Source organism: Neoaquamicrobium sediminum (assembly GCF_040970315.1).
GTDB lineage: Bacteria > Pseudomonadota > Alphaproteobacteria > Rhizobiales > Rhizobiaceae > Aerobium > Aerobium sediminum.
The window spans coordinates 79,498-95,074 of record NZ_JAZHFV010000005.1; the positions used below are offsets into that span (position 1 = coordinate 79,498).

Genomic DNA, 15,577 nt, shown 5'->3' on the forward strand with positions numbered 1-15,577 from the left:
GAGCTTTCCGCGCGGCGGTCGGGGTTTAATCCGACTGACGCAAAACTGTCATCCGACTGTCATACAGGGCCGTTATTGCCACTCCCGACGCGTCAAGGCGTCCAACCGAATTCCGAGCAGGAGTAGGCCCTATGAATAAATTCTTCCTCACGGCGTCGGCGGCTTCGATCGCTGTTGCCGCATCGGTCGGCGTCGCTGCGGCGCAGTCGCGGGACACGATCCAGATCGCCGGTTCGTCCACCGTTCTTCCCTTTGCCAGCATCGTGGCAGAAGAGTTCGGCAACGCGTTTCCCGAGTTCAAGACCCCTGTCGTCGGCTCCGGCGGTTCGTCGGGCGGCCTTCGTCAGTTCTGTGGCGGCGTCGGCGAAAACACCATCGACATCGCCAACGCGTCGCGCCGCATCCGCGCCGGCGAGATCGAGGCCTGCAACGCCGCCGGCGTCAAGGACATCCGTGAAGTCATGATCGGTTACGACGGCATCGTGTTTGCCACCGGCGCCGACAAGGAAGACTTCGCGCTCGAGCCGGTCCACGTCTTCAAGGCGATCGCCGCCAAGGTGCCGGTCGACGGCGAGCTGGTCGACAACCCCTACACCACCTGGAACGAAGTCGACGAGTCGCTGCCGAACCAGCCGATCGCCGTCGCGATCCCGGCTTCCAACCACGGCACCCGCGAAGTCTTCGAAGAGCGCGTCGTTCACGAAGGCTGCGAGAATGCCGGCATGCCGGAAATGGAAAAAGAGGCTCTCGAGGCTGCCTGCCTCGCGCTGCGCCAGGATGTCGTGGTCGAGATCGCCGGTGACTACACCGAGACGCTGGCCCGCCTGCAGGCCAATCCGGACACCATCGGCGTGTTCGGCCTGAGCTTCTACGACCAGAACCGCGACTCGCTCAAGGTTGCGACCATGTCCGGCGTGACCCCGTCGCTCGAGACCATCGCCGCCGGCGAGTATCCGGTTTCGCGTCCGCTGTTCTTCTACGTGAAGGGCGAGCACATCGGCGTCATCCCCGGTATCGAGGAATATGTCGAGTTCTTCCTGTCCGACCAGATGGCGGGCCTCGGCGGCACGCTTGAAAGCGCCGGCATGATCCCGGCTCCGGCCGAAGAGACCGCTGAGGTTCTCGCCGCGTTCCGCGAGGGCAAGTCCCTTACGGCTGCCGACCTGCAGTAGAGCCTGCAATGGGCGGGGCGCTTCCATGGCGCCTCGCCCTTTCAGCCTTTCAACGATGTCTGGGGCACGAATCCGGTGAATACAGCTCTCGTTGCCGCCCTGCTGCTTGTGTTGCTTGGCTTCGCCTACCAGATGGGCTGGTCGCGCAGCCGATCACTCGTCACGGGCGGAAGTAAACTCCACTCGCGCCCCTCCTACCACGGCTCCCTCGCGGCCATATGGGCCTTGCTGCCCGCCCTCCTCATTCTCGGTCTGTGGGCGCTGCTCGGCACCACTGCCACACGGGCCTACATCATTGCCCAACTGCCCCCCGAGATCGCATCGCTGACCGGGGCAGACCTTGAAGGCGCGATTGCGCGCATCCGCCAGATCGAGACCGGCTTCGGTGTGCTTGGCGAAACCGCGCCGTGGGAAAACGCCGCGGCGCAGGCGCTGCGCGAATTCCGGTTGCTCACCTATGCCGTGGTGCTTGCCGCCGCAGCGGGTACCGGCGCGCTTGGCCTCTTCATGGCGCGGCGGCGCATTACCGCGCGGCTCCGCGCCCGCAACGAGGTCGAGGGTGTCGTCCGTGTGCTGCTGATCGGCTGTTCCGTGGTAGCCATCCTGACGACAGTCGGCATCGTTGCTTCCCTGCTTTCAGAGGCGATCCGCTTCTTCACCTTCGTCAGCCCGGTCGACTTCTTCTTCGGCACGGTGTGGAATCCGCGCTTTTCTTCCGTGGGTTCGGGTTCCGGCGACTACGGGCTGCTGCCGCTGCTCTGGGGTACGCTGATGGTTGCGACCATCGCGATGATCGTCGCGCTGCCCATCGGCCTGATGACCGCGATCTACCTGTCGCAATACGCACCGCCAAAGGTGCGCAGCACGGTCAAGCCGATTGTCGAGGTTTTGGCGGGCATTCCCACCATCGTCTACGGCTTCTTCGCGCTGGTGACGGTCGGTCCGTTCCTGGCTGCCATCGGCAACACGCTCGGCATCGATATTCGCGCCACCAGTGCGCTGACGGCCGGCGTGGTGATGGGCATCATGATCATCCCGTTCATCTCGTCGCTGTCCGACGACGTGATCCGGCAGGTGCCGCGCGCCATGCGAGACGGCTCGCTGGGGCTCGGCGCAACGCAGTCGGAGACGATCAAGCGGGTGATCCTGCCCGCAGCGCTGCCCGGCATCGTCGGCGCGTTTCTGCTGGCTGTCAGCCGTGCCATCGGCGAGACCATGATCGTGGTGCTTGCGGCCGGCAACAGTCCCTATCTTCGCCTCAATCCCGGCGAGCCGGTTTCGACCGTCACCGTCACCATCGTCAATCAGCTCACCGGCGATACCGATTTCGCGTCGCCGCAGTCGCTCGTCGCATTCGCACTCGGGCTGACGCTGTTTGCGATGACGCTCGTCCTCAACGTTGTCGCGCTCTACATCGTGCGCCGCTATCGGGAGCAGTACGAATAGCCATGGCCGACATCATCTCCCGTCCGACCGCTCCGGCTGACGACGCCGACGCAATCCGCCTGAAGAAGATCAAGGACGGACTGACCCGCCGGCACGCCCGGGAACGCCGCTTCCGTGCCTATGGCGTCGCGGCCATCGTCGCAGCCATCGGCTTCGTCGTGATCCTCTTCTCGATGATCCTCTACAAGGGGCTGCCGGCATTCACCCAGGCCGAACTGTCCCTCAACGTCTATTTCGATCCCGAAGTGCTCTCCGCCGACGAGCCGCCGGTTCAGGGAGAAGGACAATCCGCCGCCGAGTATCAGCGTGCGGTGCTTGGCTGGCAGCGCCAGGTCACCATGCTGAACTGGAACCGGCTGATCGAAGCAGCGATTATCGAAGCCGCTCCCGACGCGCAGGTCGACACGCGCTCGGCGCTCTCCATCGTGGAGACGAGCGAGCGGTTCGTGCTGCGAGACATGTTCATCGAGAACCCGGGCCTGCTCGGCCAGACGGTTGCCGTCTCGCTGCTTGCCTCGGCCAATGCCGACAACTGGCTGAAGGGCAATATCGACCGCTCGCTGCCTGACAGCCAGCAGCAGCTTTCAGCCGATGCGCGCGCGCTGGCCGACCGGCTGCTTGAAGAAGGCAAGATCCGCTTCGCCTTTGCCGGACACATCTTCACAAATGTGGATTCGCGCTCAGCGCCGGCATCGGCCGGCCTCGCGGGCGCTTTCGTCGGTTCGCTCTACATGATGCTGGTCGTCATCGTGCTGGCGGTGCCGATCGGCGTGATGAGCGCTGTATATCTGGAGGAGTTCGCGCCCAAGAACCGGCTTACGGACCTGATCGAGGTCAACATCAACAACCTCGCAGCCGTGCCGTCTATCGTGTTCGGTCTTCTGGGCGCCGCCGTATTCATCAACTATTTCCGGCTGCCACTGTCGGCGCCGCTGGTTGGCGGCCTGGTTCTGACGCTGATGACGCTTCCGACGATCATCATCGCTACGCGTTCGGCCCTGCGTGCCGTGCCGCCGTCGTTGCGACAGGCAGCACTCGGCCTCGGTGCGTCGAAGACGCAAACCGTGTTCCACCACGTTCTGCCGGTCACCTATCCTGGCATCCTGACGGCCACCATCATCGGTGTCGCGCAGGCGCTGGGTGAAACGGCACCGCTGCTTCTGATCGGCATGAACGCATTCGTTGCACAGATACCCGGGACGCCCATGGACCAGTCCTCTGCGCTGCCGGTCCAGATCTATCTCTGGCAGGGCAATGAAAACCGCAACTTCTTCGAAGCGCGCACGTCGGCCGCGATCATCGTTCTGCTAGGGCTGATGCTGACGCTCAACGCCATCGCGATCTTCCTGCGGTCGAGACTGGAGAGACGAAATTGAACGAACATCTGGAAGCGGAGGCCAAGGAAATGCAGATGCCATCCGAGAAGATTGTCGCCAGCACGGACCTCTATTCGATGAAGTCGTCCACGATCCGGACTCCGGATGCCGAGGCACGCCCCGTCCGGGTCAAGGCGCGCGAAGTCTGCGTCTTCTACGGCCCCAAGCAGGCGCTGTTCGACGTGTCGATCGACATTCCCGAAAAGGCCGTCACCGCCTTCATCGGCCCTTCGGGTTGCGGCAAGTCGACGTTTCTGCGCTGCCTCAACCGCATGAACGACACCATCGAAGGCGCGCGCGTCACCGGCCGCATCGAACTGGACGGTGACGACGTCTATGACGCCAGCCTCGACGTCGTGGAACTGCGTGCGCGTGTCGGCATGGTGTTCCAGAAGCCCAATCCCTTCCCGAAGTCGATCTATGAAAACATCGCCTACGGGCCGCGCATCCACGGCCTCGCTTCTTCGAAGGCCGACATGGACGGAATCGTCGAATCGAGCCTGCAGAAGGCAAGCCTCTGGGACGAGGTGAAGGATCGTCTGCAGGAACCGGGCACCGGTCTTTCGGGCGGCCAGCAGCAGCGCCTGTGCATCGCGCGCGCCATCGCTGTCTCGCCGGAAGTGATCCTCATGGATGAGCCGTGCTCCGCGCTCGATCCGATCGCGACCGCCAAGATCGAGGAACTGATCGACGAACTGCGCGAGAACTACACGATCGCCATCGTCACGCACTCGATGCAGCAGGCCGCGCGCGTCTCGCAGCGCACCGCTTTCTTCCATCTCGGCAATCTCGTCGAGGAAGGCCCGACCGACCAGATATTCACCAGCCCTGCCGAGAAGCGGACGCAGGACTACATCACCGGCCGCTTCGGCTGACGATCCCGGAAGAGCCCGAGGAGGCAAACATGGGTGAGCACACGGTCACGTCGTTTGACGACGATCTTGGCCATATCGACCAGTTGATCCGCGACATGGGCGATCTCGCCGGCGCGATGGTCGCCGCCGCGACCCGGTCGCTGTTGCAGAACGACACCGCGCTGGCGCAGAGGGTGATTTCGGACGATGTGGTGATGGATGCCCGTCAGCGCGAACTGGACGATCGCGCCATCACGCTGATCGCCAAGCGCCAGCCGATGGCGCAGGATCTGCGCTCGGTCGTCGGCGCGATCCGCATGGCGGCAGACCTGGAACGTATCGGCGACCTGGCCAAGAACATCGCCAAGCGCGTCAACGCGGTGGGCGAAGGCTCGGCGCCGCGCGGGCTTTCCCATTCCATCGACACGATGGCCCAGATGGTGATGGACCAGGTCGGTGCGGTGATCGCTGCCTATGAGGCACGCGACGCGAAAAACCTTGTAAGCCTGCGCGAAGACGACGAGAAAATCGACGTGCAGTACACGGCCGTCTTCCGCGAGCTGCTCACCTACATGATGGAAGACCCGCGCAACATCACCGCCTGCACGCATCTGCTGTTCTGCGCCAAGAATCTGGAGCGCATCGGCGACCATGTGACCAACATCGCCGAAAACGCGTATTATATCGTGACCGGCCAGCAATTGCCGCTGAACAGACCGAAGCTGGACGAGACGTCTGTGACAGTCGACAGTGAGTGACCGCAGAGAGACCTGTAGATGATTGCACCCAAGATCATGGTGGTGGAGGACGAGGAGCCGTTGGGGGTGCTTCTCAAATACAACCTGGAAGCCGAAGGGTATCAGGTCGAGGTGATCGGCCGCGGCGACGAAGCGGAGATCAGGCTGCGGGAAAGCACACCCGACCTGCTGGTGCTCGACTGGATGGTGCCCGGCATTTCCGGGATCGAGCTGTGCCGGCGGCTGCGGATGCGCCCGGAGACCGAGCGCCTGCCGATCATCATGCTGACCGCGCGCGGCGAGGAAACGGACCGGGTACGGGGCCTGTCGACCGGTTCCGACGACTATCTGGTCAAGCCGTTCTCGACGCCAGAGTTCATCGCCCGGGTCCGCGCGCTGCTGCGCCGCGCCAAGCCCGAGGTGCTTTCATCCGTGCTGAAGGTCGGCGACATCGTGCTCGACCGCGAGACGCATCGCGTGCATCGCGGCAAGTCCGAGATCAGGCTCGGCCCGACGGAGTTCCGCCTGCTGGAATTCATGATGCAGCATCCCGGCCGCGTCTTCTCGCGCGGGCAATTGCTCGACAATGTCTGGGGCGAGACGATCTACATCGACGAGCGCACCGTTGACGTGCATGTCGGCCGGTTGCGCAAGGCGGTCAACAATGGCCGTCTGCCCGATGTGATCCGCACGATACGCGGCGCGGGCTACGCGATCCGCGAGGCATAGCTGCCGATACTCCTGCGCTCCAGTTCCGCTTGCAGGCGGCAGGTGCGCCATGCTTTCCTGCCTTCACTGAGGGAGGAGTGGGCAGGGCCCGTAATCGGTGATGCGTTTTCTTTTCCATGTCGTGCTGGTTGCGGCTGTTCTGGGTCTTGTTGGCCCGGCCCGCGCGCAATCCGGCGAGAGGGCCGTGGAGGTTGCGCGGACCTGGTACCGGCTCACGCTGGAGCTGGTGCGCCATACGCCGACCTACTCACCGCCCGTCGCGAGCCGGTCCCTGGCCTATCTGGGCGTTGCCGCGCAGGAAGCGCTCGCTGGCGGGCGGCCTTGGATGCGTTCTCTGGCCGGCCAGCTCAACGGGCTCGAAGCCTTTCCTCCACGGTCTGAGGGCGTCTACGACGAGGCGGTCGTGTTGCAAAGCGCTCTCACGAACGCAACGCGTCACTTCTTCAGCAATACCGGGCCGACGGGCCAGCGGGCGATGGATGCCATCGGGAAGCGTCTCGACGCTCTGGTCTCGGAGGGCGTCGATGCGGACGTTCTTGCGCGGAGCCTTGCGTATGGGCGCGTGATTGCCGCTCATGTGATCGAGTGGTCCGCCGACGATGGTGGGGCTGTCGTGGAGAACATGGGCTTTCCGCACGACTATGTTCTAACGGAGGGGCCACAACATTGGGTTCCCACCAGCCTTATCGCGCAGCAGCAGGCGCCTTTGCTGCCTAACTGGGGCACCAACCGCACATTTGCCATGCCCGACGGCGCCACATGCGGCGTGCCGCCACCGCCCAATTACAGCGAGGAGAAAGGCAGCGCGTTCCATAACGAGGCCATGGAAGTCTACGAAGCGGCGAAGGGGCTGACGCCGGAGCAGCGGGAGATCGCCCGGTTCTGGTCGGATGACCCAATGCTGTCGCCGACACCGCCCGGCCACTGGATTTCGATTGCGCTGCAACTGCTCGAAGCGGAAGGTGCGGATGCCGAGCGCACAGTCGACGTGCTCGCGCGGCTCGGCATCGTTCTCGCCGATTCCTTCATCGGATGCTGGGAAGCCAAATACCGCTACGATCTCGTGCGCCCGGTGACGTACATAAAACGCCACATTGATGCGAAGTGGCAGCCCGACCTTATCACGCCGCCGTTTCCTGAATATCCCAGCGGTCACAGCACGCAATCGGGTGCTGCGGCCATCGTGCTGGAGGATCTGTTCGGCGCGACGTTTGCCTTCGAAGACGAAACCCATGTGGACGACGGACTGCCGCCCCGGCATTTCGAAAGCTTCCGCGAGGCGGCCGAGGAGGCAGCGATTTCGCGGCTCTATGGCGGGATCCATTATCGAGCTGCCATAGAGCGCGGGCTGGAGCAGGGCTACTGCATTGGCGCTTACACCAACGGGCTGGTGACGCGGAGAGCGGAATGATGCGCCACGTCGTTTCAGCGCTCTTTCTTTCGGTCGGCATTTGCGTACCCGTGCTTGCCGCAGACGGACCGGCCGTGCCGAATTTCGTCGAGGAGACGGCGACTGCCGGTGTCGACGCGGTTTACGAAGGTGACTGGGAGTTCATGGTCGGCGGCGGTGTCGCGGCATTCGATTGCAGCGGAGACGGTTTTGCCGACCTCTATGTCGCCGGCGGCTCTGCGCCGGCCCATTTCTACCGCAATGTCAGCGACGTGGGCGGAACGCTGCGTTTCGAGCGCTTCGAGGCCGGCCTCGAACTTGAAGGCGTGACGGGCGCCTATCCGATCGACATCGACAGCGACGGCATCACCGACCTCGCAGTCCTGCGTGTCGGTGAAAACGTATTGATGCGCGGGCTTGGCGGATGTCGTTTCGAGCGTGCAAACGAGACCTGGGGCTTCGACGGCGGCGAGGCGTGGTCGACCGCCTTCGCCGCCACCTGGGAACGCGGGGCTTCCTGGCCGACATTGGCGGTTGGCAACTACATCGATCGCAAGGAAGAAGGCTTTCCCTGGGGCTCCTGCACGGACAACTGGCTGCACCGTCCCGCCGCCGGTGCGGATCGGTTCGGCACGCCGTTTGCGCTGAAGCCCAGCTACTGCGCGCTTTCCATGCTCTTCACGGACTGGAACCGGTCGGGCACACCGTCGCTGCGCGTCTCCAACGATCGCGAATATTACAAGGGCGGCCAGGAACAGCTCTGGCGCATCGGGCAGGGCGCCACGCCATCGCTCTATACGGCGGAGGAAGGCTGGGAGCGGTTGCGCATCTGGGGCATGGGTATCGCGTCCTACGATCTCGATGCCGACGGCTACCCCGAATATTTCCTCACCAGCATGGCCGACAACAAGCTGCAGACGCTTGCGAGTGGCGAAGGTCCGTCACCGCGGCCCACTTATGCCGACACCGCCTTCGCCAAGGGCGTGACGGCGCACCGCCCCTATGTTGGAGACAATCTGCGGCCGAGCACGGCGTGGCACGCGCAGTTCGAGGACGTCAACAATGACGGCCTTGCGGACCTCTTCGTCGCGAAAGGCAATGTCGCGAAGATGCCTGATTTTGCCGAGGAGGACCCGAACAACCTCCTGCTGCAGCGGCCCGACGGCACATTCGAGGAAGCCGGCGACCGGGCAGGCGTTGCCAGCACGAAGATTGGGCGTGGCGCGGCGTTGGCCGATTTCAACCTCGACGGGCTTCTCGATCTGGTGGTCGTCAACCGATGGCACACCGCTCAGACCTGGCGCAATACGGGGGGCGACACAGGGCGCTGGTTGCAGGTCCGGCTGGAGCAGGATGCGCCCAATCGCGACGCTCTCGGCGCATGGATCGAGGTTCGCTGCGGTGACACGGTGCTGCGCCGCGAGGTGTCGTCAGGCGGAGGGCATGCCAGCGGCCAGGGCGGCTGGCATCATTTCGGGCTAGGGGACGAGGCGAAGGGCGAAATCCGCGTCATCTGGCCCGACGGCGAGGCCGGCGCGTGGCAGGAATTCGATGCGGATGGTTTCTACGTGTTGAGCCGCGGTGCAGCGCCTACCGCCTGGAGGCCGGGTTAGTCGCCATCTGGTTCAGGCGACGGCCTTGTCGGTGGCGGTGCCTGCGGCGAAAATGTCCTGATCGACGAAGGTCAATGCCTGGCGTGCGCAGCCGTCACGTATCAGTGGCGTCTCGTCGGGTTCGAGATCGAACGAGATCGCGGCATTGTGCTGGCCGCCGGCCGTTTTCGAGATCGCGTCGCGCAGCGCCGGCTCGATCACGTCGAAGGCCGAGGATCCAAGCCCGACGATTGCCACCGGCGCCGGATCGAACAGCGCGAACAGGCTGCCGAGGCCGAAGCCGATCGCCTCGCCAGCCTTGCGGAAGGCTTCGCGTTCCCGGCCGTCGTGATCGCGTGCGGCAGCCGCCAGCGCCAGCATTGTCGCGTCGTCGATGTCGGCAGCAGGCTGCGCGTATTCGCTTTCGCCGCGCGCATGCCGGAATATGGCGTAGTTGCCCGCATAGGCCTCTATACAGCCGCGCCGGCCGCAGCGGCACTGTGCGCCATCTGGAACATGAATCATGTGGCCGAACTCGCCGCCCGAGGAATGCGAGCCGGTAAAGAGCTCGCCGCGCAGCACCAGCCCCATGCCGATGCCGTTCGACAGGAGGATGGTGAAGAAGTTGTCGCGGTAGCGGTCGGGCGCACGGCCGCGCAAGGCCACGGCGATCATGTTGCAGTCGTTTTCCACGGTGACCGGAATGCCGAAGGCGATTTCCAGCGCATCGGCGAATTGAATGTCGCTATGCGGCGTGATCGGCGACCACATCAGCTTGCGCGCTTCGGAATCGGTGATGCCCTGGATCGCCAGCGTCATGCGCAGCACCGGGCCGTGGTCTGGCTCCATGCGGGCCAGCAGCCTGCCGACGGCGGCGGTGACGGCTTCAACGAGGCTGCTGGCCGTCATCGTCAGCGTCGCGGGGCGCGAAATATCGTGTATGATCGCCTTGCCCGAATAGTCGATCAAGGAAGCGGAGAGCGAGTTGAGCGAGAGGGCGATGGCGACGACGGTGGCCGCGCGTGGGTTGAGGCCGAGCGCGACCTGCGGACGGCCGCGCTTCAGCGCTGCCGTTTCTCCATTCTTGGCCTGCGCCAGGATGCCTTCCTCGATGAGGTCGGCGGAGATCGTCGATATGGTGGAATTGCTGAGCCCGGTGACGGCGGCGATCTCGGTCCGCGATGGCTGTCCCGCACGCCGCACGGCGGCAATCACCATTGCGCGATTGCGGCGCCGAAGATCGTCGTGGCGTACGCCGACCGTCATGTTCCCATCCTCCCTGGTGCGCCGCCGGTCTAGCCGCCTTCCGGCAGCTTTGCCAGCACCGTGCGGAAGATATTGACACAGGGCTTCCGCTGAGTCATTATTTTTTTCGAGGCTCGAAAAAAAGAGCTTCGCATCTGTTGTAGAGCAAGTGTCATCAAGCGCTCCAACGGGGCGCAGGGAGGAACATCATGAAGAGATTTGCAACCGCCATGCTGGCGGGCGTCGCCTTGTCGCTCACGCTTTCCGCCGCGGCTCATGCCGAAGGCAAGATCATCGGCGTGTCGTGGTCGAACTTTCAGGAAGAGCGCTGGAAGACCGACGAAGCCGCGATGAAGGCAGCGATCGAAGGCGCCGGCAACACCTACATCTCGGCCGATGCGCAGTCGTCCGCCGCCAAGCAGCTTACCGACGTCGAGGCGCTGATCTCGCAGGGCGCCAACGCCCTCATCATCCTGGCGCAGGATGCCAGCGCAATCGGCCCGGCCGTCGAAAACGCAGTCGCGGAAGGCATCCCGGTCGTGGGCTATGACCGCCTGATCGAGAATGCCGACGCCTTCTACCTGACCTTCGACAACAAGGAAGTGGGCCGCATGCAGGCACGCGCCGTGTTCGAGGTGAAGCCGGAGGGCAACTATGCCTTCATCAAGGGCTCCTCGGCCGATCCGAACGCCGATTTCCTGTTCTCCGGACAGATGGAAGTGCTCAAGGAAGCGATCGACAGCGGCGCGATCAAGAATGTCGGTGAGGCCTATACTGACGGCTGGTTGCCTGCCAACGCGCAGCGCAACATGGAGCAGATCCTGACCCAGAACAACAACGAGGTCGACGCAGTCGTTGCGTCCAACGACGGCACGGCCGGCGGCGTCGTAGCCGCTCTCGAAGCACAGGGTCTTGCCGGTTCGGTTCCTGTTTCCGGCCAGGATGGCGACCATGCCGCGCTGAACCGCGTTGCACTCGGCACCCAGACCGTTTCGGTCTGGAAAGATGCGCGCGAACTCGGCAAGGCTGCGGCTGAGATCGCCAACCAGCTTTCCGACGGCACCGCGATGGATGCGGTGGAAGGCGCAATGAAGTGGTCCGACGGCCCGAATGGCGTCGAGATGAACGCGATCTTCCTGTCGCCGAACCCGATCACGCGCGACAACCTCAATGAGGTCATCGACGCGGGCTGGGTCTCCAAGGATGTCGTCTGCCAGGGCGTTGCCGCCGGCACCGTGGCGGCCTGCGACTGATTGCGGCTGACTGCCCTCGCAAACGCCGCGGTTTGACGAGAACCGCGGCGTTTCATTAAGCTGAATTTGCCGGCGCCGGTTTCCGCGCTCCGGATGGGAGGACGACAATGTCGGATGCAACAACGCATGCGCCGGCTGACAAGGCGCGGGCCAGCGAGCTTGGCCCTGTCGCACGCTTTCTCAAGGCAACGGAACTCGATACACGCATGCTGGGCATGATCGGGGCGCTGCTGCTGATCTGGATCGTGTTCCATCTGCTGTCCGGGGGGCTTTTCCTGACCCCGCGCAATCTTTGGAACCTGTCGGTTCAGTCGTCATCCATTGCTGTGATGGCAACCGGCATGGTGCTGGTCATCGTGACCCGAAACATAGACCTTTCGGTCGGTTCCGTCCTCGGCTTCGCCGGTATGATCATGGGCGTGACACAGGCGGAAGTGCTGCCCAGCCTCATCGGTTTCGGCCATCCGGCGATGTGGCTGCTGGCCGCCCTTGTCGGCCTTGCGGTCGGTGTTGCCGTCGGCGCGCTGCACGGGTTCATCATTGCCTATCTCGGCGTTCCGGCCTTCATTGTCACGCTGGGTGGATTACTCGTTTGGCGCGGCGCGGCCTGGTGGGTGACCAGCGGGCGAACCGTCGCGCCTATGGACGCCACGTTCCGCCTTATGGGTGGTGGGCCGGATGGCGCGATCGGCGCGATGTGGAGCTGGATCGTCGGCCTCGTCGCCTGCGCCGCCGTCGTCCTGATGCTGATTGGCGGGCGTACCCAGCGGCGGCGCTTCAACTTTCCGCTGCGCCCGGTCTGGGCGGAGGTGTTTCTTGCCGTGGTCGCCTGCGGTCTGATCCTTGCGGCCGTGATGGTCGCCAATTCCTATCCATGGCCGGTCGGCATCGTGCGCCGATATTATGAGGCGCTCGGCGAAAGCGTGCCGGAGAACGCGTTCATTGCGCATGGGATCGCAATTCCGGTTCTGATCGCGCTCGGCGTCGGCATCGTCATGACATTCGTTGCCACGCGCACCCGCTTCGGCCGCTATGTCTTCGCCATCGGTGGCAATCCGGAAGCTGCAATGCTCGCCGGCATCAACACACGCTGGGTGACGATGAAAATCTTCATGGTGATGGGCGCGCTCGCAGCCATCGCGGCCATGATCTCCACCGCACGCCTCAACGCCGCCACTAACGCTCAGGGCACGCTCGACGAGCTGCTGACGATCGCCGCGGCCGTCATCGGCGGCACCTCGCTGTCGGGTGGCGTCGGCACGATCGCGGGCGCGATGATCGGCGCGGTGCTGATGCAGTCACTCGCCTCGGGCATGATCCTGCTCGGTGTCGACACGCCGCTGCAGAACATTGTCGTCGGTTTGGCGCTTGTCGTGGCCGTGTGGCTCGACACCGTCTATCGCCGTCGTGTGCAGTAAGGGAGGATGACCATGGCAAGCCAGGCACCGCTCGTCGAGATGAAGAACGTCTCGATCTCTTTCGGCGGCATTCATGCCGTCGACGACGCCTCGATCGATCTCCACGCAGGTGAGGTTGTCGCATTGCTCGGCCACAACGGCGCCGGCAAGTCGACGCTGATCAAGATCCTCTCGGGCGCGTACAAGCGCGACGAGGGGCGGATTTTCGTCAATGGCGAGGAAGCCTCGATCCACAATCCGCGCGACGCCAAGAAATACGGCATCGAGACGATTTACCAGACGCTGGCTCTGGCCGACAATGTGGATGCCGCCGCCAACCTGTTCCTCGGTCGCGAGTTGCGCACGCCATGGGGCACGCTCGACGACGTTGCAATGGAATCGGAAACCCGCAAGGTGATGGGACGGCTCAATCCACGATTCCAGCGTTTCAAGGAGCCGGTCATCAAGCTCTCGGGCGGCCAGCGGCAGTCGGTGGCCATTGCGCGCGCCATCCACTTCAATGCACGCATCCTCATCATGGATGAACCGACGGCGGCGCTCGGCCCACAGGAGACCGCGCAGGTTGGCGAACTGGTCAAGCAGCTCAAGGCAGACGGCATCGGCATCTTCCTCATCAGCCACGACATCCACGATGTGTTCGATCTCGCTGATCGTGTCTGCGTGATGAAGAACGGGCAGGTGGTTGGTACCGCTCGGACGGAAGACGTCACCAAGGACGAGGTGCTGGGCATGATCATCCTTGGCAAGTGCCCGCCTGGTGCAACGCCCGGCCCCGGCGCGATGCGCGAGGCTGCCTGACAGTCCTGCCAATCGTCGGCGCGAACTAAAAAGGGACCCTCGCGGGTCCCTTTTCGTCTGGCGAGATGCCGAGCGATTAGCAGCGGTCGGTGTAGACCTGGCCGTACTGATCGCGGTAGCGGCAATAGCCCGGGCGATCGGCAACCCGACCGATCAGATAGCCGCTGGCGCCGCCAATGGCCGCACCCGCAAGAGCGCCGCCTACACGGCCGGTCGCAAGACCGCCGACAGCAGCACCAACCGCCGCGCCGCCAACTGCCGTCTGTTCGGCCGTCGTGCAGCCCGTTGCAGCAAGGCCCGCCACAAGTGCGGCCGCCAACATAACTTTCTTCATACCTGCCTCCATTGTTGCAATCACCCTTCCGCTGGCACCATGCCGCCAGCTTGTGGCCTTATCAAGTCCCCCCTTGGCATGCATGCGCGCCACATGATTGCGTCGGGATTTGACCACAAGGAAACTTGCGAAAGGCGAAAGGGTTCCCGACAAGCCAGAACGGCCCGTCGAAAGCCTTCATATTTTGACAATGCGTCGGGCGCTAGAGTCCAGGGATCGGCAAAGAGGCATATGAATGAAGGGCGCGGCAAGGCTCGAAGCATTTCTTGAGATGATGAGCGCGGAGCGTGGAGCGAGCGCCAACACGCTCGAGGCCTATCGGCGCGATCTCGAAGACGCCGCAGGCTTTGTCGACGGGGGGCTTGCCTCGGCAAACGCCGACGATATCCGGCGCTGGCTCGACGATGTCGCTGCGCGCGGTTTCGCGCGATCCTCGCAGGCGCGGAAGCTTTCCGCCGTGCGTCAGTTCTTCAAGTTCCTCTACGTCGAGGGCATGCGCACCGACGATCCAACAGGCATCGTCGACACCCCTAAGAAGGAGCGGTCGCTTCCCAAGACAATGGGAGAAGACGCAGTCACGCGTCTGCTCGAACGGGCTGAGACTGACAAGCAAATGGCGGAGAACGACGGGGACAGGCTCGCTGCGTGCCGCCTGCATGCGCTTGTCGAAACGCTTTATGCGACTGGATTGCGCGTGTCCGAATTGGTGTCGCTGCCTCTCACCGTCGCCTTGCGTGACGAGCGCTTCTTTGTCGTGCGTGGCAAGGGCGGCAAGGAAAGAATGGTGCCGCTGTCGCAAAAGGCCCGTGCGGCGCTGCGAGACTGGCTGGAGATTCGTGCGCAACATGCGTCTTTCAAGGATAGTCCGTTCCTTTTCCCGGCGACTTCAGAGAGCGGGCATCTGCCCAGGCAGGTTTTCGCGCGCGAATTGAAGGGACTGGCGAGCCGGGCCGGGGTGCCGGCCGCCAAGGTGTCGCCGCATGTGCTGCGGCATGCTTTCGCCAGCCATCTTTTGCAGAACGGCGCTGATCTGCGCGCAGTACAGCAGCTTCTCGGCCATGCGGACATCTCCACGACCCAGATTTACACTCATGTGCTTGAAAACCGGCTGGTTGAGCTCGTAAGCCAGCATCATCCGCTTGCCGAGTAGCGCTCGGATCGTTATGTGAAGCCCCCAACAGCGCATTTTTCGCGCCTTTCGACCGCTCAATCACCTCCAGATACAGTAGGGCG

General features: G+C 63.7%; 14 protein-coding genes. 12 read left to right on the forward strand and 2 right to left on the reverse strand.

Annotation, left to right across the window (positions count from 1 at the left end; all coding sequences use genetic code 11):
* Positions 1-131 precede the first annotated feature (131 nt).
* The 8 genes from V1479_RS15540 to V1479_RS15575 all read left to right on the forward strand — a co-directional run bounded on the left by V1479_RS15540 (position 132) and on the right by V1479_RS15575 (position 9,317).
* The gene (locus V1479_RS15540; RefSeq protein WP_173189283.1) at positions 132-1,172 is read left to right on the forward strand and encodes a substrate-binding domain-containing protein; all 1,041 of its coding nucleotides are present in this window, start codon (positions 132-134) and stop codon (positions 1,170-1,172) included.
* Between the two features lie 75 nt (positions 1,173-1,247).
* The gene (gene pstC / locus V1479_RS15545) at positions 1,248-2,618 is read left to right on the forward strand and encodes a phosphate ABC transporter permease subunit PstC (protein ID WP_368803716.1); all 1,371 of its coding nucleotides are present in this window, start codon (positions 1,248-1,250) and stop codon (positions 2,616-2,618) included.
* Between the two features lie 2 nt (positions 2,619-2,620).
* On the forward strand, positions 2,621-3,994 hold the full coding sequence (pstA, locus tag V1479_RS15550) for a phosphate ABC transporter permease PstA (protein ID WP_368803717.1): 1,374 nt from the start codon (positions 2,621-2,623) through the stop codon (positions 3,992-3,994).
* A gap of 29 nt (positions 3,995-4,023) precedes the next feature.
* Complete coding sequence (pstB, locus tag V1479_RS15555) at positions 4,024-4,869, forward strand: phosphate ABC transporter ATP-binding protein PstB (protein ID WP_421929414.1); 846 nt, start codon at positions 4,024-4,026, stop codon at positions 4,867-4,869.
* A 29-nt stretch (positions 4,870-4,898) separates the two neighbouring features.
* Positions 4,899-5,606 (forward strand): phosphate signaling complex protein PhoU, encoded by a 708-nt coding sequence (gene phoU, locus V1479_RS15560; RefSeq protein ID WP_368803718.1) that lies wholly within the window; start codon positions 4,899-4,901, stop codon positions 5,604-5,606.
* A gap of 18 nt (positions 5,607-5,624) precedes the next feature.
* The gene (gene phoB, locus V1479_RS15565) at positions 5,625-6,314 is read left to right on the forward strand and encodes a phosphate regulon transcriptional regulator PhoB (protein WP_194248456.1); all 690 of its coding nucleotides are present in this window, start codon (positions 5,625-5,627) and stop codon (positions 6,312-6,314) included.
* 100 nt (positions 6,315-6,414) lie between these two features.
* Positions 6,415-7,725, forward strand: a complete 1,311-nt coding sequence (locus V1479_RS15570) for a vanadium-dependent haloperoxidase (protein ID WP_368803719.1) — start codon at positions 6,415-6,417, stop codon at positions 7,723-7,725.
* Entirely contained in the window at positions 7,722-9,317 is a 1,596-nt protein-coding gene (locus V1479_RS15575; protein ID WP_368803720.1) for a CRTAC1 family protein, read from the forward strand. The genes V1479_RS15570 and V1479_RS15575 overlap by 4 nt, the downstream gene beginning before the upstream one ends.
* A gap of 12 nt (positions 9,318-9,329) precedes the next feature.
* On the opposite strand, the gene V1479_RS15580 is transcribed toward V1479_RS15575, so the two are convergent.
* Complete coding sequence (locus V1479_RS15580; RefSeq protein ID WP_368803721.1) at positions 9,330-10,562, reverse strand: ROK family protein; 1,233 nt, start codon at positions 10,560-10,562, stop codon at positions 9,330-9,332.
* A 188-nt stretch (positions 10,563-10,750) separates the two neighbouring features.
* Between V1479_RS15580 and xylF the strand changes: the two genes are divergently transcribed.
* From xylF to V1479_RS15595, 3 genes are all read left to right on the forward strand, one after another.
* Positions 10,751-11,794, forward strand: coding sequence for a D-xylose ABC transporter substrate-binding protein (gene xylF / locus V1479_RS15585; RefSeq protein ID WP_368803722.1), 1,044 nt, complete (start codon positions 10,751-10,753; stop codon positions 11,792-11,794).
* A 107-nt stretch (positions 11,795-11,901) separates the two neighbouring features.
* Complete coding sequence (locus tag V1479_RS15590; protein ID WP_368803723.1) at positions 11,902-13,212, forward strand: sugar ABC transporter permease; 1,311 nt, start codon at positions 11,902-11,904, stop codon at positions 13,210-13,212.
* A gap of 12 nt (positions 13,213-13,224) precedes the next feature.
* Positions 13,225-14,010: an ATP-binding cassette domain-containing protein gene (locus V1479_RS15595; RefSeq protein ID WP_368803724.1), complete on the forward strand. Its 786-nt coding sequence runs from the start codon at positions 13,225-13,227 to the stop codon at positions 14,008-14,010.
* A 76-nt stretch (positions 14,011-14,086) separates the two neighbouring features.
* Here the strand turns inward: V1479_RS15595 and V1479_RS15600 are convergent, their stop codons facing one another.
* A complete protein-coding gene (locus tag V1479_RS15600; RefSeq protein WP_173189295.1) occupies positions 14,087-14,344 on the reverse strand; it encodes a YMGG-like glycine zipper-containing protein in 258 nt (85 codons plus the stop codon).
* Positions 14,345-14,579: 235 nt separating this feature from the next.
* On the opposite strand from V1479_RS15600, the gene V1479_RS15605 reads away from it, so the two are divergent.
* Positions 14,580-15,494 carry a site-specific tyrosine recombinase XerD gene (locus V1479_RS15605; RefSeq protein ID WP_368803725.1) on the forward strand — a complete coding sequence of 305 codons (915 nt, stop codon included), beginning with the start codon at positions 14,580-14,582 and terminating at the stop codon, positions 15,492-15,494.
* Positions 15,495-15,577 lie beyond the last annotated feature (83 nt).